Origin of the sequence: Pseudomonas sp. 39004 (assembly GCF_028682155.1) — a bacterium.
Taxonomy (GTDB): domain Bacteria; phylum Pseudomonadota; class Gammaproteobacteria; order Pseudomonadales; family Pseudomonadaceae; genus Aquipseudomonas; species Aquipseudomonas capeferrum.
Genome location: NZ_JANIAG010000115.1, coordinates 1 through 17,950, shown reverse-complemented (window position 1 = coordinate 17,950; position 17,950 = coordinate 1). Strand labels below are relative to the sequence as shown.

18 protein-coding genes and 3 tRNA genes are annotated in these 17,950 nt (G+C 63.4%); 14 read left to right on the top strand and 7 right to left on the bottom strand.

Annotation, left to right across the window (positions count from 1 at the left end; translation table 11 throughout):
- Window positions 1-45: 45 nt before the first annotated feature.
- The gene (locus NP534_RS18720; protein ID WP_033701431.1) at window positions 46-729 is read right to left on the bottom strand and encodes an energy-coupling factor ABC transporter permease; all 684 of its coding nucleotides are present in this window, start codon (window positions 727-729) and stop codon (window positions 46-48) included.
- Window positions 730-839: 110 nt separating this feature from the next.
- Here NP534_RS18720 and NP534_RS18715 point away from each other — a divergent pair, with 110 nt between their 5' ends.
- The 4 genes from NP534_RS18715 (at window position 840) to NP534_RS18700 (ending at window position 3,642) form a co-directional block, all read left to right on the top strand.
- Window positions 840-1,271 carry a hypothetical protein gene (locus NP534_RS18715; RefSeq protein ID WP_274099679.1) on the top strand — a complete coding sequence of 144 codons (432 nt, stop codon included), beginning with the start codon at window positions 840-842 and terminating at the stop codon, window positions 1,269-1,271.
- Window positions 1,272-1,326: 55 nt separating this feature from the next.
- A complete protein-coding gene (locus NP534_RS18710; RefSeq protein WP_013970766.1) occupies window positions 1,327-1,956 on the top strand; it encodes a DUF1780 domain-containing protein in 630 nt (209 codons plus the stop codon).
- A gap of 132 nt (window positions 1,957-2,088) precedes the next feature.
- Complete coding sequence (locus NP534_RS18705; RefSeq protein ID WP_013970765.1) at window positions 2,089-2,262, top strand: DUF3094 family protein; 174 nt, start codon at window positions 2,089-2,091, stop codon at window positions 2,260-2,262.
- 84 nt (window positions 2,263-2,346) lie between these two features.
- The gene (locus tag NP534_RS18700; RefSeq protein ID WP_033701435.1) at window positions 2,347-3,642 is read left to right on the top strand and encodes an NAD(P)/FAD-dependent oxidoreductase; all 1,296 of its coding nucleotides are present in this window, start codon (window positions 2,347-2,349) and stop codon (window positions 3,640-3,642) included.
- A 142-nt stretch (window positions 3,643-3,784) separates the two neighbouring features.
- Here NP534_RS18700 and NP534_RS18695 read toward each other — a convergent pair.
- From NP534_RS18695 to rluD, 6 genes are all read right to left on the bottom strand, one after another.
- Window positions 3,785-3,860, bottom strand: a tRNA-Lys gene (locus NP534_RS18695).
- Between the two features lie 6 nt (window positions 3,861-3,866).
- A tRNA-Pro gene (locus NP534_RS18690) sits at window positions 3,867-3,943 on the bottom strand.
- 4 nt (window positions 3,944-3,947) lie between these two features.
- Window positions 3,948-4,023: transfer RNA gene (locus NP534_RS18685), tRNA-Asn, on the bottom strand.
- A gap of 422 nt (window positions 4,024-4,445) precedes the next feature.
- Window positions 4,446-7,010 (bottom strand): ATP-dependent chaperone ClpB, encoded by a 2,565-nt coding sequence (gene clpB, locus NP534_RS18680; RefSeq protein WP_274099678.1) that lies wholly within the window; start codon window positions 7,008-7,010, stop codon window positions 4,446-4,448.
- Window positions 7,011-7,170: 160 nt separating this feature from the next.
- Entirely contained in the window at window positions 7,171-7,911 is a 741-nt protein-coding gene (gene pgeF, locus NP534_RS18675) for a peptidoglycan editing factor PgeF (protein ID WP_274099677.1), read from the bottom strand.
- Window positions 7,908-8,870: a 23S rRNA pseudouridine(1911/1915/1917) synthase RluD gene (gene rluD / locus NP534_RS18670; RefSeq protein ID WP_033701534.1), complete on the bottom strand. Its 963-nt coding sequence runs from the start codon at window positions 8,868-8,870 to the stop codon at window positions 7,908-7,910. The genes pgeF and rluD overlap by 4 nt, the downstream gene beginning before the upstream one ends.
- Window positions 8,871-9,017: 147 nt before the next feature.
- Between rluD and NP534_RS18665 the strand changes: the two genes are divergently transcribed.
- The 10 genes from NP534_RS18665 to NP534_RS18620 form a co-directional block, all read left to right on the top strand.
- The gene (locus tag NP534_RS18665; protein ID WP_033701439.1) at window positions 9,018-10,037 is read left to right on the top strand and encodes an outer membrane protein assembly factor BamD; all 1,020 of its coding nucleotides are present in this window, start codon (window positions 9,018-9,020) and stop codon (window positions 10,035-10,037) included.
- A gap of 94 nt (window positions 10,038-10,131) precedes the next feature.
- Window positions 10,132-10,362, top strand: coding sequence for a PP0621 family protein (locus NP534_RS18660; protein WP_033701440.1), 231 nt, complete (start codon window positions 10,132-10,134; stop codon window positions 10,360-10,362).
- 254 nt (window positions 10,363-10,616) lie between these two features.
- Window positions 10,617-11,381: a FadR/GntR family transcriptional regulator gene (locus NP534_RS18655; protein ID WP_186660609.1), complete on the top strand. Its 765-nt coding sequence runs from the start codon at window positions 10,617-10,619 to the stop codon at window positions 11,379-11,381.
- A gap of 90 nt (window positions 11,382-11,471) precedes the next feature.
- Entirely contained in the window at window positions 11,472-12,674 is a 1,203-nt protein-coding gene (locus tag NP534_RS18650; protein ID WP_274099676.1) for an ABC transporter substrate-binding protein, read from the top strand.
- Between the two features lie 65 nt (window positions 12,675-12,739).
- Window positions 12,740-13,600: a branched-chain amino acid ABC transporter permease gene (locus tag NP534_RS18645; RefSeq protein WP_033701444.1), complete on the top strand. Its 861-nt coding sequence runs from the start codon at window positions 12,740-12,742 to the stop codon at window positions 13,598-13,600.
- Window positions 13,601-13,602: 2 nt separating this feature from the next.
- The gene (locus tag NP534_RS18640) at window positions 13,603-14,622 is read left to right on the top strand and encodes a branched-chain amino acid ABC transporter permease (protein WP_033701446.1); all 1,020 of its coding nucleotides are present in this window, start codon (window positions 13,603-13,605) and stop codon (window positions 14,620-14,622) included.
- Window positions 14,622-15,374, top strand: a complete 753-nt coding sequence (locus NP534_RS18635) for an ABC transporter ATP-binding protein (protein ID WP_033701448.1) — start codon at window positions 14,622-14,624, stop codon at window positions 15,372-15,374. The genes NP534_RS18640 and NP534_RS18635 overlap by 1 nt, the downstream gene beginning before the upstream one ends.
- Entirely contained in the window at window positions 15,374-16,069 is a 696-nt protein-coding gene (locus NP534_RS18630) for an ABC transporter ATP-binding protein (protein WP_186660615.1), read from the top strand. The genes NP534_RS18635 and NP534_RS18630 overlap by 1 nt, the downstream gene beginning before the upstream one ends.
- A gap of 13 nt (window positions 16,070-16,082) precedes the next feature.
- Window positions 16,083-17,360 (top strand): Zn-dependent hydrolase, encoded by a 1,278-nt coding sequence (locus NP534_RS18625; protein WP_443201086.1) that lies wholly within the window; start codon window positions 16,083-16,085, stop codon window positions 17,358-17,360.
- 1 nt (window position 17,361) lies between these two features.
- Window positions 17,362-17,950, top strand: a 589-nt coding sequence (locus tag NP534_RS18620) for an amidase family protein (RefSeq protein WP_274099675.1), incomplete at its 3' end; no start/stop codon positions are given.

Genomic DNA, 17,950 nt, shown 5'->3' with positions numbered 1-17,950 from the left:
ACGCAAGGCCGCTCCTACAGGGGTCGTGCAGCGTGACTGGGCCGGTCAATGTTCGTCTTCTTTCCACGGCGCCTGCAGGTACCGCGTGCGGTTGAACGTTTCCAGCCACTCCGGGCAAAACACCACCAATGCACTGATCACCATGCCGTTGATGAACGCCTCGGGGAACATCATCAGCCACAGGTAGCCGACAAAGTCACTCAGCCACTCCGGCATGGCAAAGCGCCCGTCCAGCCACAAAATCCCCAACCCGGCCAACACACACACCAGCACCGTCAACGCTGCCGGAAAAAACCCTGAACAAAAGATATACACAAAGAGGTTTCGCGGTTGCGCACGCTCGACCGCCATGGCGCACAGTTCGGTAATCAGTACCGGCAGGCCAATCAACAGCAAGCCGTTGACGCCCAGCGCCGCCAGGTCCTGACGCCCCAGCGCCAGCAACCCCAACTGCGCAAGAAAGCCGCCCAGCACCGCCAGCGGCCAGTCCAGCAACAAGGTGACGGCCGTCATGCCGATGAAGTGATACGACACGCCCGTATCAAAATCGCGCCTGACCAACCACAGGGCAAACAGGCAGAACACCGTCCCAAACAGCAGGTGCTGGCGACGCCGGTCGGTGAACAGCTCTACCCAGCGGGCGCGGCTGGCCGCCCAGAGCAACAGTGGCACGTAACCCAGCCAGCCCAGCGTGAGGCTGGTGCCTGACAACACCTGTGCACTGATCACCTGGTAAATACCCCTTTCAGCCTTGTGGATAAAAGTGAGTCTACACCCATTCTCCGTTTCACCCGGCTGCGGTAGGCTGGCGCCTCCCCGCGATGCAGGACGCATTCAAAATGCCGGAAGGAACCAACCTCGCACTGCTGCTGGCAGCGCTGCTCAACGCTGTGATCGGCCTGTTGCACCTGGCCATTATCGTGGTCGGCCCGCGCTGGTACCGTTTGTTCGGCGCTGGCGAGCACATGGCTGTGGCGGCGGAAAAAGGCCGCTGGTACCCGGCGCTGATCACGGCGGCCATTGCGGCTGTGTTGCTGGCCTGGTCGGCTTACGCGTTGTCTGCTGCCGGGGTTATCGGGCGCCTGCCCTTGCTGCTTCCGGCCATCTGCCTGATCACCGTGGTGTACCTGGCGCGCGGGCTGCTTGGCCCGTGGTTGTTGGCCGACACCGGGCGCACGCGGCGTTTTATCGTGGTCAGCTCGCTGGTCTGCCTGGGGTTTGGCCTGGTGCACCTGCTGGGGGTTGTTCAGCAATGGCCGGTGTTGAGCTGATTTCTACGCACAAACAGCATCTTACCGTCATCGATTAGCGTCTAAGCTTGTCTGCATGGATGACTCAGACTACCTGCGCCTGCTTACCATCCAGGCCGAACAAGCCAATGCGTTTCTGTCCAATGCACGCAAATGGGAGCGTGAGCGTTGGGTATGCCAACGCCTGCTGCAAGGGTTGAACATCCCCTACCGCAGCGAAGACTTTACCCCGGCCGGCCAGGAGCCGCCGGATGTGCTGTTCCGCGATGCGGCATTCGAGGTGTTCTTCGTGCTGGACGAGGGCCGCCGCCTGAACGATGAGTGGCGCGAAGAGCTGCAGCGCCGGCGCAGTGCGTTTTCCCTGGCGCAACTGGTGCGCCGCGAAGCACGCCCGCGGCGGATCAGCGCCACGGAGCTGCTCGGGCGCCTGGCGCCGACCTTGCGCAAAAAAGCGCACAACTACCGCGAACGCGGGCTGGAGCTGAACGAGCTGGACATCATCGCCTTCGCCAGCCTCAAGCGAGAAGTGCTCGACCTCAACACCCACTTCCCGCCCCCTACCGAATACCTGCGCCAGGGTTGGCGCTCGCTATCGCTGGTCGGGCCGACTTTCGCCCGGGTGCTGTTCGCCCACCCCGATGCGCCTGACTTTTTACGCGGCAACCTGGGGCGCAGCATCGTCTTCGATGTGGGCATCAGTCTTTGATCCAGTGCAGCGACTCTTTGCGATGGCGTACACTCGGCGCCAGCGATAGAACGCATTATCATTTGTTCCAAGCGCTTGCACGAACGCTGTAGCGTTTGTGCAGTCACATACGTCTATCTGACGAGGCCCACCATGACCAGCCGACTGAACCCGGAAGATCAGCGTCGTGTCGATGAGTATCTACGAGCCCCCCAGCACCAAGTCGAGCGCAGGCCCTTCCGGCCATGGCTGCTCCTGGTGCTGGTGGTGGCCGTGACCATTGGTCTGGGCCTCATTAGCCGCCTGTTGAGTGGACTGGTGCTATGAGCTGCCTTGCGCTCGCCCTCTCCTCATGCAGTTTGCGGCCGGCCCCCAGGGCCAAGAATTCCGTAAACCTTATGAGATATCCCCATGACTCATCGCATCGTGATTGTCGGCGGCGGCGCCGGCGGCCTGGAACTGGCGACCCGCCTGGGTAAAAGCCTGGGCAAGCGCAAGCAAGCCGACATCACCCTGGTCGACGCCAACCTGACGCACATCTGGAAGCCACTGCTGCACGAAGTGGCAGCCGGCTCGCTGAACTCCTCGGAAGATGAACTGAACTACGTGGCCCAGGCCAAGTGGAACCACTTCAACTTCCAGCTGGGGCGCATGAGCGGCCTGGACCGTGAAGGCAAGCAGATCCAGCTGGCCGCCACCCTCGACGAAGAGGGCCGCGAGCTGGTGCCTGCGCGCACACTGAGCTACGACACCCTGGTCATTGCCGTGGGCAGCAACACCAACGACTTCGGCACCCTGGGCGCGGCGCAGCATTGCCTGTTCCTGGATACCCGCAAGCAGGCCGAGCGCTTCCACCAGCAACTGCTCAATCACTACCTGCGTGCTCACGCCGGTGACGTGGCCAGCGAACAGATCAGCGTGGCCATCGTCGGCGCCGGTGCTACCGGTGTGGAGCTGGCCGCCGAGCTGCACCACGCCGCCCACGAACTGGCCGCCTATGGCCTGGATCGCATCCAGCCCAAGGACATGCACATCACCCTGATCGAGGCTGGCCCGCGGGTATTGCCTGCGCTGCCTGAGCGCATCAGCGTGCCGGTGCACAAGACCCTGGAAAAACTCGGGGTGAAGGTGATGACCAATGCGGCGGTCAGCGAAGTGACCGAGGATGGGCTGAAAACCAAGGATGGCGAAGTGATCCAGGCCAGCCTCAAGGTGTGGGCGGCGGGTATTCGTGCACCGGGCTTCCTCAAGGACATCGATGGCCTGGAAACCAACCGCATCAATCAGCTGGTGGTGCGCCCTACCCTGCAGACCACCCGCGATGACAACATCTTCGCCTTTGGTGACTGCGCCGCGTGCCCGCAACCGGGTACCGACCGCAACGTGCCGCCACGGGCACAGGCTGCACACCAGCAGGCTTCGATGCTGGCGCAAAGCTTGAAGGCGCGGCTGGAGAACAAGGCGCTGCCGACGTATGCATATAAGGACTACGGGTCGCTGGTATCGCTGTCGCGCTTCTCGGCGGTGGGTAACCTGATGGGCAACCTGATGGGCAGCGTGAAGCTGGAAGGCTGGCTGGCGCGGATGTTTTATGTGTCGTTGTACCGCATGCACCAGATGGCGCTGTACGGGTTCTTCCGCACGGCGATGATGATGCTGGGTAGCAAGATTGGGCGCGGTACTGAGCCGCGGTTGAAGTTGCACTGACAGAATGCTGGGGGCGCTTTGCGCCCCTTTCCGACCGGTCCGGCGCCCCGGCAAGGCCGCTCCTACAACAGATGCCGGCGCGGCCCTTGTAGAATTCGAGGCAAAAGAAAAAGGGCATCTCTGTCGAGATGCCCTCTTTACATGGTGGGTCGTGTAGGATTCGAACCTACGACCAATTGGTTAAAAGCCAACTGCTCTACCAACTGAGCTAACGACCCTGAAAATGGTCGGGGTGAGGGGATTCGAACTCCTGACATCCTGCTCCCAAAGCAGGCGCGCTACCGGACTGCGCTACACCCCGAGATTGGCTCCGCGACCTGGACTCGAACCAGGGACCCAATGATTAACAGTCATTTGCTCTACCGACTGAGCTATCGCGGAACTGAACTTCGGTACATCTTTACCACTTCGAAGTCTGTGTTAGCTTCGATCTCTTTGGCTATCCGCTTTCGCGTTGTCGCTGCTGAGGCCGGCTATTCTACATTCTTCGTTTTGCTTGTCAACCCCTTTTTTTCATTCAACTTACTGATTTGTAAGTTGTTTTGCTAACACCGATGTTGCTGGTGATTCGCTTAGTGCCTGACAGCGGGGCGTATATTAGGTGCACTCGATTTTTGATGCAAGCAAATTTTTCAAAATTTTCAGCAAGTTATCCAAAAAAGTTGGAAGCCCCCGATTTTACGGGCCTCGAGCCTGCCTCTATGCGAGTAAACCCGCCCCCACAGGGGCTGCAGCAGCCTGTAAAAAACCCTTGGCCGTAAAAAAGCCCCGCATGTGCGGGGCTATTTTTTTCGCCAGCGGGATCAGGCAAACAAGATTTCGTCGCCTTCCACCCGCGCAGTAATCGCTGTACCTGGCAAGAATTTGCCAGAAAGGATCAACTGCGCCAGCGGGTTTTCGATCCAGCGCTGAATCGCACGCTTCAGTGGCCGTGCGCCATACACCGGGTCGTAACCGACTGCGATCAGCTTGTCCAACGCCTCAGGGCTCAGGCTAAGCGACAGCTCACGCTCAAGCAGGCGGCTACGCAGGCGGCCCAACTGGATCTCGGTGATGCCGGCGATCTGCTCGCGGCCCAGGGGCTCGAACACGACCACTTCGTCGATCCGGTTGATGAACTCCGGACGGAAGTGCGCACCCACCGCATCCATCACCGCCGCACGCTGTGCTTCGCGATCACCCACCAGCTCCTGGATCTGCGCCGAGCCCAGGTTGGAGGTCATCACGATCACGGTGTTGCGGAAGTCCACCGTACGGCCGTGGCTGTCGGTCAGGCGGCCATCTTCAAGCACCTGCAGCAACACGTTGAACACGTCTGGATGTGCCTTCTCCACCTCGTCCAGCAGCACCACCGAGTAAGGCTTGCGCCGTACTGCTTCGGTCAGGTAACCGCCCTCCTCGTACCCTACATAGCCGGGTGGTGCACCGATCAGGCGAGCCACGGAGTGCTTCTCCATGAACTCGGACATATCGATGCGCACCATGGCCTCTTCGGTGTCGAACAGGAACTCGGCCAGCGCCTTGCACAGCTCGGTCTTGCCCACACCGGTCGGGCCGAGGAACAGGAACGAACCACTGGGCCGGTTCGGGTCGGACAATCCGGCGCGGGAGCGGCGCACGGCGTTGGCCACGGCAGTCACGGCTTCGTGCTGGCCGATCACGCGCTGGTGCAGCAGGTCTTCCATCTTCAGCAGCTTCTCGCGCTCGCCTTCGAGCATCTTGGCAACCGGGATGCCGGTCCACTTGGACACCACTTCGGCAATCTCTTCCTCGGTGACCTTGTTGCGCAGCAGCTGGTTTTCCGACTTGCCGTGCTGGTCGACCATCTGCAGGCTGCGCTCCAGGTCCGGGATCACCCCGTACTGCAGCTCGGCCATGCGGCTCAGGTCGCCTTTGCGACGGGCGGCTTCGAGCTCCTGGCGGGCCTGCTCGATCTTCTGCTGGATCTGCGCCGAGCCTTGCACTTCGGCTTTCTCGGACGCCCAGATCTCTTCCAGGTCGGAATATTCACGCTCCAGCCGCTCGATTTCCTCGTGGAGCTTTTCCAGGCGCTTCTTCGCGGCTTCGTCTTCTTCCTTCTTCAGCGCCTGGGACTCGACCTTCAGCTGAATCAGGCGACGGTCCAGGCGGTCGAGCACTTCCGGCTTGGAGTCGATCTCCATGCGGATGCGGCTGGCCGCTTCGTCGATCAGGTCGATGGCCTTGTCAGGCAGCTGACGGTCGGTGATGTAGCGGTGGCTGAGCTTGGCCGCAGCAATGATTGCGCCGTCGGTAATGGCCACCTTGTGGTGCACTTCATAGCGTTCTTTCAGGCCACGCAGGATGGCGATGGTGTCTTCCTCGCTCGGCTCTTCCACCAGCACTTTCTGGAAGCGCCGCTCCAGGGCCGCGTCCTTCTCGATGAACTGGCGGTACTCGTTGAGCGTGGTGGCGCCAACGCAGTGCAGCTCGCCACGGGCCAGGGCCGGCTTGAGCATGTTGCCCGCATCCATGGCGCCCTCGCCTTTACCGGCGCCGACCATGGTGTGCAGTTCGTCGATGAACAGGATGATCTGGCCTTCCTGCTTGGACAGCTCGTTAAGCAGCGACTTCAGGCGCTCTTCGAACTCACCGCGGTACTTGGCGCCGGCGATCAGTGCCCCCATGTCCAGCGCCAGCAGGCGCTTGCCTTTGAGGCCATCGGGCACTTCACCATTGATGATGCGCTGGGCCAGGCCTTCGGCGATGGCGGTTTTACCCACGCCAGGCTCACCGATCAGCACCGGGTTGTTCTTGGTACGGCGTTGCAGCACCTGCACGGTACGGCGGATTTCGTCGTCACGGCCGATCACCGGGTCAAGCTTGCCTTCTTCGGCACGCTTGGTCAGGTCGACGGTGTACTTGTCCAGGGCCTGGCGCGACTCTTCGGCGTTGGCGTCGTTGACCGCCGCGCCGCCACGCAGGTTGTTGATGGCGTTTTCCAGGGCTTTCTTGGTCACGCCCTGGCTCAGCAGCAGCTTGCCGAGCTTGCTGTTCTCGTCCATGGCGGCGAGCAGCACCAGCTCGCTGGAAATGAACTGGTCGCCCTTCTGCTGGGCCAGGCGGTCGGCCTGGTTGAGCAGGCGCGCCAGGTCCTGCGACATGTTCACGTCGCCCGTCGGGTTCTGGATTTTCGGCAGCTGGTCGAGTTCTTTCACCAGTGCCTGGCGCAGGCTGTTGATGTCGAAGCCGACTTGCATCAGCAGCGGCTTGATCGACCCGCCCTGCTGTTCAATCAGCGCCTGCACCAGGTGCAGGGGCTCGATGGCAGGGTGGTCCATGCCAACCGCCAGGGACTGGGCATCGGATATTGCTAATTGAAGCTTGCTGGTTAAACGGTCTATTCGCATGGGGATACCTTCCTGTAAGGGCAGGTCGGAGCGATGGACAGCACCTTTAATGAAGAAACCTGCCTGAGATGACCTTATAGATAAGGCTTATTCTGGAAGTTTCAAGCGTAGCGGGGTTGACGGAGATCAACCTGATGGATTAGCGGTGTGGCCGGAGCAGTCAGCGGGGGGCTAACCAGACCAGTGAGGCAAACCGCCCACCTTGCGGGGTACGGCGATACGAGAAGAACCGTTGATCGCTGACCGTGCACAAGCCACCGCCATACACAGCCGTCACCCCGCGCGCCGCCAGGCGAATACGCGCCAGCGCATAGATGTCGGCCATCAGCTTGCCCGGCCGCTCACCCGCAACAAAGGCAGCCGCTGCCTCCGGGTGCACCGCGGTAAAGGCATCACGCACTTCCAGGCCCACTTCGAACGCCTGCGGGCCGATCGCCGGGCCCAGCCACACCAGCACGTCTTCAGCCGGCACGGCCAAACGGTCGAGGGTCGCTTCCAGCACCCCGCCCGCCAACCCGCGCCAGCCGGCATGGGCCGCTGCCACACGGGTGCCTGCACGGTCGCAGAACAGCGCAGGCAGGCAATCGGCAGTCATCACGGTGCAGGCGATGCCAGGCTGGTCAGTCCAGCTGGCGTCGGCCTCGGCCACCACGGCCGGGTCGGCATCCGCCACGGCCAGGCCATGCACTTGCTTGAGCCAGGCAGGCTGGATGGCGAACGCATCGCTCAGGCGGTGGCGGTTTTCGGCGACGGCGGCAGGGTCATCACCAACGTGATCACCCAGGTTGAAGGTGTCAAAGGGCGGCAGGCTGACGCCGCCCTGACGCGTGGTGACACAAGCGCGAACCGAGGCCGGGGCCGGCCAGTCGGGAAATAGCAGCGCCTGCGTCAGACCACTCATCCGATAAAGCTCTCGCGGTCTTCGTTCAGCAGCGTCAGCAACCAGAGGAAGTCATCCGGCAAGGGCGATTCCCACTTCATGACTTCACCGGTAATCGGGTGGGCCAATGCCAGGAAACGCGCATGCAGCGCCTGGCGCGGGAAGGTCTTGACCGCCTCGACCATGGTTGGGCTGGCAGCCGGCGGTATGCGGAAGCGCCCACCGTACGTCTGGTCGCCGACCAGCGGGAAACCAACGTGGGCCATGTGCACACGGATCTGGTGGGTACGGCCGGTTTCCAGCTTGACCCGCACGTGGGTGTGCGAACGGAAGCGCTTGAGCACACGGTAGTGGCTGACCGCCGGCTTGCCGCCGTCGGTTACCGCCATGCGCTGGCGCATACCGCCATGGCGACCGATCGGGGCGTCGATCTTGCCGCCGGCGGTCACCACACCAATCACGATGCACTCATAGATGCGGCTGACCTTGCGGCTTTGCATCTGCTCGACCAGGCGGGTCTGCGCTTGCAGGGTCTTGGCCACCACCATCAGACCGGTGGTGTCCTTGTCCAGGCGGTGCACGATACCGGCGCGTGGTACGTTGATGATGTCTGGCACGTGGTGCAGCAAGGCATTGAGCAAGGTACCGCTGGCATGGCCGGCGGCCGGGTGCACAACCAGCCCGGCAGGCTTGTTGATCACCATGATGTGGTCGTCTTCGTAGACGATATCCAGCTCGATGTCTTCTGCGATCCACTCGCCCTGGGCCTCTTGTTCGGCCTCCAGGACAAGCACAGAGCCACCATAGACGGTGTCTCGAGGGCGCACGACGGCGCCATCGACCGTCAGGCGGCCCTCTTTGATCCACGTAGTAAGCCGCGAACGCGAGTACTCGGCGAACAATTGGGCGGCGACCTGGTCGAGGCGTTGACCGCCCAGATCGGACGGTACCTCTGCGCTAAGTTGAATGATCTCGGACATGCTCGATTCGGCGGGCGCACAGCCTTTGGTTTCGGCTGCGAGCTTGTGGTTAAATACGGCTTCTTTTGTCCCGGGGTTGGCCGGGGCGCTCATCATAACAGGACGGCACCGCCCAAGACAGCGGCCGTCAAAGGGACGCAAGCCGCCATGCAAGTGAAACACCTGCTGCTGATCGCCATCCTCGGGCTTACCGCGGCCTGTTCCTCTAACAAGGAAGTCATTGACGAGAACCTCAGCGAAGCCGAGCTGTACCAGCAGGCCCAGGCTGACCTGGATAATTCCAGCTACACCAGCGCGGTGAACAAGCTCAAGGCCCTGGAGTCGCGTTACCCGTTCGGCCGTTATGCCGACCAGGCGCAGCTCGAGCTGATCTACGCCAACTACAAGAACACCGAGCCGGAGGCCGCCAAGTCCGCCGCCGAGCGTTTCATCCGCCTGCACCCGCAGCACCCCAACGTCGACTACGCCTACTACCTCAAGGGCCTGACCTCGTTCGACCAGGACCGCGGCCTGCTGGCGCGCTTCCTGCCGCTGGACATGACCAAGCGTGACCCGGGCGCCGCGCGCGACTCGTACAACGAGTTCGCCCAGCTGACCAGCCGCTTCCCGAACAGCCGCTACGCGCCAGACGCCAAGCAGCGCATGATCTACCTGCGCAACCTGCTGGCCTCCTACGAAATCCACGTGGCCGACTACTACCTGGGCCGTCAGGCTTATGTGGCCGCCGCCAACCGTGGCCGCTACGTGGTCGAGAACTTCCAGGAAACGCCGTCGGTCGGCGACGGCCTCGCGATCATGGTCGAGGCCTACCAGAAGATGCACCTGGACGAACTGGCCGCTACCAGCCTGGAAACCCTCAAGCTCAACTACCCCGACCACCCGAGCCTGGCTGACGGCGAGTTCCAGCCCAAGCAGACCGAGTCTGACGGCCGTGGCTGGTTGTCCAAGGCAACCCTGGGCCTGATCGAAACTGATACCCCGCTGCCGCCAGGCGAAACCCGCGCCAACCAGGACGTGGTCAAGCAGTTCCAGGACGCTCGCGCCGAGATGCCGCAAGAGCTCCTGCCGAAGGACGAAAACGGCGATGTGATCCTGCCGGAAGGCCCGAAAGAAGCCGAACAGGACCGTTCGTGGTTCAGCTACATGACCTTTGGTCTGTTTGACTGAGTGTGTCGAAACGTAGAAAGGGAGGCCTGAGGCCTCCCTTTTTTATTGGCTGCGTCCTAGACTGTGGCCTTCTTCATTCGACAAGCTGGACACCATGGTTCGCCTACTTTTCTGGATCGCCCTGATCGCCGCCGCGTTCTGGCTGTGGCGCAAGTTCAAGATCAGCCAGCAATCGCAACCGGAGCACAAACTCGACGACCCGCTGAAGATGGTGCGCTGCGCCCATTGCGGCGTGCACCTGCCCAATGACCGGGCGCTGCAGCAGGGCAAAGAGTGGTATTGCAGCCAGGCTCACCTGCAACAGGGGCCTGGCCAATCGCGTTGATTCAGTACCGGCCTCATCGCGGGGCAAGCCCGCTCCCACAGTTTAAATGCATGCCTTCAGCGCAGCCGTAGCCTGTGGGAGCGGGCTTGCCCCGCGAAGAGGCCGGCACTGATGATGCGATCAATCCGATTAACCACATATCCCTCCCCGACCCTTTCGCACCATTTACGACCCCTCCCCCTCCGCCAGCATTGACCCACCCGGGCAAAATTCGCTAAATCCTATTTATCCGCATAAATATGAAAAATAGCGAAATGCTCAAACCCAAACGCAAGCGCCAGAAGCTGTCCGACGTCATCGTCGAATCGGTCAAGCGCTCGATCGTCACCGAGGCCCTGCACCCCGGCGACCGGCTGCCCACCGAGCGCGAGCTGATGGAGCATTTCGAGTGTTCCAAAGGTACCGCCCGCGAAGCGCTCAAGGCCCTGGAAGTCGAGGGCCTGGTCAGCACCCGCACCGGCCCCAGCGGCGGCGCCTACCTCAACGAGGTCGGCACCGAGCCGGCCAGCCGCGCCCTGCGCAACCACCTGCACTTCCAGCACCTGGATGGCGAGCAGGTGTACCAGTTGCGCAAGGTCATCGAGGTGGAGCTGGCCGTGTCGGTCATGGGCCAGCTGAGCGAAGCCGACTACGCCGCGCTGCAAGCCAACATCGATTTCTGCAGCACCCCGGAAGACAGCGAAGAGGGCCAGCGCGAGCAACGCCTGGCCGAGCTGGAATTCCACACCTTGCTGGCGCATCGCTGCCCCAACCCGCTGCTGCGCTTCATGGCGGTGTTCCTCAACGACCTGCTGCGCGACCTGGTGGTGCTGAAAAAGGCCTACCTGCCCAAACGCCAGCAGTTTGCTGCGGCCAACATCGGCTACCACAAGCAACTGTTGCTGGCCCTGCGCGCCAGCGACGAACCCGCTGTACGCCGGCTGATGCACGAACACATGTGCGACGCCGAACACCACATGACCGCGCTGGAAGGCGAGGTTGCCCGCAACTTCCTGCTGGAGTTCGACCACCACCACTGATCCGCCTGGACAGAGGCCTGCACACAGGCCCGGCCGCACCCGCTTTGTCATTGCCACTCCTGCCTAATAACCACAACCAAGGAGTTACTCATGCAAAGACGTACCCTGCTCAAGGCAGGCCTTGCCCTGGGTGCCTTAGGTAGCCTCCCGTTGGGAGCGCACCGGGCATTCGCCGACGAACCGCTGACCTTCTACGGGCTCAAGTCCATGTCTGGCCCCTTCGCCAGTTACGGCAAGTACGCCGACATGGGTTCGCGCCTGGCCATCGCCGAGTACCCGCAGCTACTCGGGCGCCCGCTCAAGTACAAAGTCATCGACACCGAAGGCAACGCCGGCAAGGCGGTGCGCAAGGTACAGGAAGCCATCGGCCAGGATGGCGCGCGCTTCTTCCAGGGCTGCACGCTGTCGTCCTCGGCGTTGGCGGTATCGAAGGAAATCCACAAGGCCGGCGGCGTGTTCATGACGCCGGTCGGCGCCGACGAAATCACCGGCAAGGACTGCAACGCGTCGACCTTCCGCTGGTCGGTACCCACCTATGGCGCCATCCGCGAAACGCTGGTGCCGATGATCCGCCAACTGCCGCAGGCCAAGCGCTGGTACACCATCACCCCGCAATACGTGTTCGGTGATGCGTTGCTGGAAAACGCCCGCAAGGTGTTCGCCGAGTTGGGCGTGGAGCACATCGGCAACAGCTACCACTCGCTGCAAGAGCAGGAGTTTTCCGGTTACCTGACCAACGCCATCGCCGCCAAACCCGACGTGCTGGTGCTGCTGAACTTTGGCAGCCAGTCGTCCAACGCGCTGCGCCAGGCGGTGAACTTCGGCATCAAGGACCGCATGAAGGTGCTGCTGGTGTGGTCGGCGGGGCTCGACCAGTTCCAGGAGCTGGGCAGCGACGTGCTCGAAGGTGTGTATCTGGGCGCGCAGTACTGGCACCAGGTCGACACGCCACTGAACAAGCTGCTGGTCGCCGCCACCCGCAAAGCCTACGGCATCAACCCCAACTACCCGTTGGCGGCCGACTACATCGGCACCAAGGTGATGCTCGACGCCATTACCAAAGCCGGCAGCCTGGACGGCGCCAGCGTCTGCGCCGCCTTGCAGGGCATGCGCTTCCAGGGTCCGACCGGCGAAGAGCTGATCCGCCCGGGCGACCACCAGGTGCTCAAGGACTACTACCTGTTGCGCGGCAAGCCCCAGGCGCAGATGCGCGACGAGGACGACCTGGCCGAAATCATCAGCGCCGGCCGCTCGTTCATCGAAGTCGACCACACCGGTTGCGCCCTGGCCTGAAGCCGCGGCGTTAGTCAAAACCACTCGTACAGGCAGCCGCACCACGCGCTGTCGAGGGCACTCTCATGCTCGATTTGTACCTGTTCCAACTGCTCAACGGCCTGGGCCTGGGGATGATCTACTTCCTCATCGCCGTGGGCCTGACGATCATTTTCGGCCTGCTCAACTTCGTCAACTTCGCCCACGGCGCGTTCTTCTTGCTGGGCGCCTACCTGTGCTACACCGCGGTGGCGATTACCGGCAACTTCTGGCTGGCGCTGCTGATTGCCCCACTGGCGGTGGCGGCGCTGGCCTGGGCGGTCGAGCGCCTGCTGATCAAACGCATCTATCACTTGCCGCACACCTTCCAGATCCTCGTCACCCTGGGCATCGCGCTGATCATCCAGGAGGCCTCGGTGCTGATCTGGGGCCCGGTGGGCAAGAACATCGCCGTGCCACCGGAGCTGCGCGGGGTGCTGATCCTCGGTGACTTCATCTACCCATACTACCGCCTGTTCCTCATCGGCTTCGCCGCGCTGATCGGCCTGGGCCTGTGGCTGCTGCTGGAGCGCACCCGCTTCGGCGCGCTGGTCCGCGCGGGTAGCGAAAGTACCGAAACCGTTTCGCTGCTGGGCACCAATATCTTCCGCCTGTTCTCCCTGACCTTCGCCCTGGGCGTGGGCCTGGCAGGCGTGGCGGGCGTGCTGTTCGCGCCGCTGCGTGGCGCGCAGCCCTTCGTCGGCCCGGAAATCCTCGGCATCGCCTTCGTGGTGGTGGTGATCGGCGGTATGGGTTCGTTCGGCGGTGCGCTGGTCGGCGGGCTGCTGGTGGGGGTGGTGCAAAGCATGATGAGCAGCCTCTGGCCGCAAGGCGCCAGCCTGATGATCTACGGCGCCATGGCGGCGGTGATCCTGGTTCGTCCCTATGGCCTGTTCGGGAGAGCATGACGATGAGCAATAAAACTGCATTGCCCATGGGCCTTGGCCGCACGCCTGCCCTGCTGTTGCTGGTGCTCGCCAGCCTGGTGGCGCTACCGCTGATCTTGCCGTCGGCCACCCTGGCCACCGAGATCCTGATCTTTGCGCTGGCGGCGCTGGCCTGCAACCTGCTGCTCGGCTACACCGGCCTGTTGTCGTTCGGCCAGGGCATCTTCTTCGGCGTGGGCGCCTATGGTGCGGCGCTGCTGATGATCCACCTGAAGTGGGGCATGCTCGGTGCCTTGTTCGGCGCAGCGGTGTTCGGTGCCTTCCTGGCGCTGCTGGTGGGCGCCCTGGCCATCCGCCGCACAGGCATCTACTTCGTCATGCTGACCCTGGCGTTCAGCCAGATGGCCTACTTCCTGGCCTACACCCTTAGCGGCTGGACCGGCGGTGACAACGGCCTGCTCGACGTGCCGCGGCCCAACATCGAAATCGCCGGCCATGTACTGGTCGACCTAGCCGACCCTCGGCACTTCTATGTGTTTGTCGCGGTGCTGTTCCTGCTGATCTTCGCCGGCGCCCTGCGGGTGATCCGTTCGCCGTTCGGCAGCACCCTGCTAGCGATCCGCGAGAACGAAACCCGCGCCGCCGCCATCGGCTACGACACGCGCCACTTCAAGATCCTGGTGTTCATGCTGTCTGGCGCCATCACCGGCATCGCCGGGGCGCTGTACGCGATGCTGCTGCACTTCGCACCGCTGTCGAACATCGACCTGATGATGAGCGAAAACATCCTGATCATGACCATCGTCGGCGGCACCGGCTCGCTGTTCGGCTCGCTGCTGGGGGCTGGCGCCATCGTGGTGCTGGGCGATGTGCTGTCGGAGCTGTGGCCACGCTGGCTGATGCTGCTGGGGGCGATCCTGATCCTGGTGGTGGTGTTCATGCGCGGTGGTTTGTGGGGCGGGCTGGCGGCACTTGGCAAGCGCTTGCTGGCGTCGCGTACGGCTGATGACAAGGCCCCGGCCAAGACCAAGGAGACCTTGTGATGAGCGATTACCTGCTGGAAACCCGCAACCTGGAGCTGGCCTACGGGCCGTTCAAGGCGGTTGCAGGCGTCGACCTGAAAGTCCGCGCCGGCACCATCCACACCGTCATCGGCCCCAACGGCGCCGGCAAGACCAGCCTGTTCCACTGCCTGACCGGCGAGCGCCAGGCCACCGCCGGCAAGATCCTCTTCAACGACCGCGACATCATCCGCAAGCCGTCCCACGGCCGGGTGGCACTGGGCATGGCGCGCTCGTTCCAGCTCACCAGCCTGTTCCAGAACCTGTCGGTGCGCGAAAACCTGCGTCTGGCTGCCCAAGGCCGCGACGGCCTGGGCGCGCTGAACTTCTGGCGCAGCGTGGAGCACAAGCGCAGCCACTGGAACACCGCCGACCAGGTGCTCGAGCGCCTGAAGCTCACGGCCCGCGCCGAGACCCTGGCCGGCGAGCTGTCGCACGGCCAGCAGCGGGTACTGGAAGTGGGCATGTCGATCTGTGCCAAACCGACCCTGCTGATGCTCGACGAGCCCACCTCGGGCATGGGCATCGACGATATCCCGGTGATGACCGACCTGATCAGCGACCTGGGCCGCGACCATACCGTGCTACTGATCGAGCACAACATGAGCATCGTCATGTCGATCAGCCAGCGCATTACCGTCATGAGCCACGGCCAGATCCTGGTCGAGGGAACCCCGGAACAGGTGCGCAACGACGAACGCGTGCGTACCGCCTACCTTGGAGAGGCCGCCTGATGCTCAATGTCGAATCGATCCATTCGTACTACGACAAAAGCCACGTGCTCGAAGGGGTTTCGCTGCAGGTCGGGGACGGCGAGCTGGTGACCTTGCTGGGCCGTAACGGCGCCGGCAAGACCACCACCTTGCGCAGCATCCTCGGCATCGTGCGCCCACGTCAGGGGCAGATCAGTTTCGACGGCCAGCAACTGGTCGGCCGCGAAATCTTCGACATTGCCCGCCAGGGCATCGCCCTGGTACCCGAGCATCGCGGCATCTTCCGCCAGCTCAGCGTCGAGGAGAACCTGAAGATCGCCGTGCGCAAGGGCAGCCGCTGGCAGCTCGAAGACGTCTACAGCATGTTCCCGCGCCTTAAAGAGCGGCGGCGCAACGGCGGCTTCGCCCTCTCTGGCGGTGAGCAGCAAATGCTGGCCATCGCCCGCGCCCTGCTCAACGGCCCCAAGCTGCTGATTCTCGATGAGCCCACCGAAGGCCTGGCCCCGGTGATTGTCGACGAGCTGGTGAAGATCCTGCGGCGGATCAAGGGCGAAGGCCTGTCGATCCTGCTGGTGGAGCAGAACCTGATGGTCTGCGACGCCCTCGCCGACCGCCACTACGTACTGGAACAAGGCCGTGTGGCCTACCAGGGCAGCGCCGCGCAGTTCCGCGACGACCCAAGCATCAAGAACCGCTACCTGGCCCTGAGCGCCTGAAAGGAGAATGCCCATGAATACCCGCATCGACCCCTCGCAGCACTTGCTCGGCCAAGGCGCACAGGTCAGCCGCGAGCGCCTCTGGCAATCATTGATGGACCTGGCCCAACTCGGCGCCACCGCCAAGGGGGGCGTATGCCGCCTGGCGCTGACCGACCTCGACCGCCAGGCCCGCGACCTGTTCGTGCGCTGGTGCACCGAGGCCGGCTGCACCGTCAGCATCGACGCGATCGGCAACATCTTTGCCCGCCGCCCAGGGCGCAACCCGGCCTTGCCGCCGGTCATGACCGGCAGCCATATCGACACTCAGCCTACCGGCGGCAAGTTCGACGGTTGCTACGGGGTAATGGCCGGGCTGGAGGTGATCCGCACCCTCAACGACCTGCAACTGACCACCGAAGCGCCCCTGGAAGTGGTGGTGTGGACCAACGAGGAAGGTTCGCGCTTCCCGCCGTGCATGATGGGCTCGGGGGTGTTCGCCGGTAAGTTCGGCCTGCAGGACACCTTGGACAAGGTCGATGACCAAGGCCTGTCGGTAGGTGCCGAGCTGGCCCGTATCGGCTATGCCGGCCCGCGCGTGCCCACCGGGCATGCCGTGGGCGCCTATTTCGAAGCGCACATCGAACAGGGCCCGGTGCTGGAAGACCAGCGCACCACCATCGGCGTGGTCCAGGGCTGCCTGGGGCAGAAATGGTTCGACCTGGTGCTGACGGGCGTCGAAGCCCACGCCGGCCCCACCCCGATGCACCTGCGCAAGGACGCCCTGGTTGGCGCCGCCGAAGTGGTCGCGGCGGTCAACCGTGTGGCTCACGCCCATCAGCCGCATGCCTGCGGTACGGTGGGCTGCCTGACCCTGCACCCGGGGTCGCGCAATGTGATTCCGGGCCAGGTGCACATGACCCTCGACCTGCGCCACCTCGACCCCACCCACCTGGCCGCCATGGTCGCCGAGGTCCGGGAGGTGATCGAAGCCAGCTCGGCACGGCACGGGCTGCGTTTCGAGCTGACGCCGACGGCCGACTTCCCGCCCCTGTACTTCGCCGAGCAGTGCGTCGATGCCGTGCGCCAGGGCGCACGCGCGCTGGGCCTGAGCCATATGGACATTGTCAGCGGCGCCGGCCACGACGCCATCTTCCTGGCCGAATTGGGCCCGGCCGGGATGATTTTCGTGCCGTGCGAAGGTGGCATCAGCCACAACGAAATCGAAAACGCCGCGCCCCAGGACTTGGCCGACGGCTGCGACGTATTGCTGCGCGCCATGTTCCAGGCCGCCAATCAGGGAGCGCATTGAGATGACCAGCAAGACTGCCATCGGCGAATTCACCGCCGTCGAACTGCTTGAACTATACCAGCGCCGGCAGCTGTCGCCGGTCGAGGTGATCGACGATGTACTGGCGCGCATCGACCAGCACAACCCCGCGGTCAACGCTTACTGCCACGTGGACGGTGAAGGCGCCCGCGCCGCCGCCCACGCCAGCGAACAACGCTGGCAACGCGGCGAGCCCTGTGGCCGCCTGGACGGTGTGCCCGCGTCGATCAAGGACCTGACCCTGACCCGTGGCATGCCCACGCGCAAGGGTTCCCGCACCACCAGCGGCGCAGGCCCGTGGGACGTCGATGCGCCCTTCACTGCATTCATGCGCGAAGCCGGTGCGGTGCTGATCGGCAAGACCACGACGCCGGAGTTTGGCTGGAAGGGGGTAACCGACAACCCGCTTTACGGCATCACCCGCAACCCCTGGGATACCCGCCTGACGGCAGGTGGCTCCTCCGGTGGCGCGGCGGCGGCGGCCGCGCTGAACCTGGGCGTGCTGCACCAGGGCAGTGATGCCGGTGGCTCAATCCGTATCCCCTGTGCCTTTACCGGCACCTTCGGTAAGA

What these genes read in the sequence shown, in the direction of transcription:
- NP534_RS18705 (WP_013970765.1), top strand. Translation starts at nt 2,089, where the DNA reads ATGACCAGCCGACTGAACCCGGAAGATCAGCGTCGTGTCGATGAGTAT.
- NP534_RS18650 (WP_274099676.1), top strand. Translation starts at nt 11,472, where the DNA reads ATGCAAAGACGTACCCTGCTCAAGGCAGGCCTTGCCCTGGGTGCCTTA.
- NP534_RS18640 (WP_033701446.1), top strand. Translation starts at nt 13,603, where the DNA reads ATGAGCAATAAAACTGCATTGCCCATGGGCCTTGGCCGCACGCCTGCC.
- NP534_RS18630 (WP_186660615.1), top strand. Translation starts at nt 15,374, where the DNA reads ATGCTCAATGTCGAATCGATCCATTCGTACTACGACAAAAGCCACGTG.
- pgeF (WP_274099677.1), bottom strand. Translation starts at nt 7,911, where the DNA reads ATGAGTGGTCTGACGCAGGCGCTGCTATTTCCCGACTGGCCGGCCCCG.
- NP534_RS18635 (WP_033701448.1), top strand. Translation starts at nt 14,622, where the DNA reads ATGAGCGATTACCTGCTGGAAACCCGCAACCTGGAGCTGGCCTACGGG.
- clpB (WP_274099678.1), bottom strand. Translation starts at nt 7,010, where the DNA reads ATGCGAATAGACCGTTTAACCAGCAAGCTTCAATTAGCAATATCCGAT.
- NP534_RS18645 (WP_033701444.1), top strand. Translation starts at nt 12,740, where the DNA reads ATGCTCGATTTGTACCTGTTCCAACTGCTCAACGGCCTGGGCCTGGGG.
- NP534_RS18660 (WP_033701440.1), top strand. Translation starts at nt 10,132, where the DNA reads ATGGTTCGCCTACTTTTCTGGATCGCCCTGATCGCCGCCGCGTTCTGG.
- NP534_RS18715 (WP_274099679.1), top strand. Translation starts at nt 840, where the DNA reads ATGCCGGAAGGAACCAACCTCGCACTGCTGCTGGCAGCGCTGCTCAAC.
- NP534_RS18710 (WP_013970766.1), top strand. Translation starts at nt 1,327, where the DNA reads ATGGATGACTCAGACTACCTGCGCCTGCTTACCATCCAGGCCGAACAA.
- NP534_RS18625 (WP_443201086.1), top strand. Translation starts at nt 16,083, where the DNA reads ATGAATACCCGCATCGACCCCTCGCAGCACTTGCTCGGCCAAGGCGCA.
- rluD (WP_033701534.1), bottom strand. Translation starts at nt 8,870, where the DNA reads ATGTCCGAGATCATTCAACTTAGCGCAGAGGTACCGTCCGATCTGGGC.
- NP534_RS18655 (WP_186660609.1), top strand. Translation starts at nt 10,617, where the DNA reads ATGCTCAAACCCAAACGCAAGCGCCAGAAGCTGTCCGACGTCATCGTC.
- NP534_RS18700 (WP_033701435.1), top strand. Translation starts at nt 2,347, where the DNA reads ATGACTCATCGCATCGTGATTGTCGGCGGCGGCGCCGGCGGCCTGGAA.
- NP534_RS18665 (WP_033701439.1), top strand. Translation starts at nt 9,018, where the DNA reads ATGCAAGTGAAACACCTGCTGCTGATCGCCATCCTCGGGCTTACCGCG.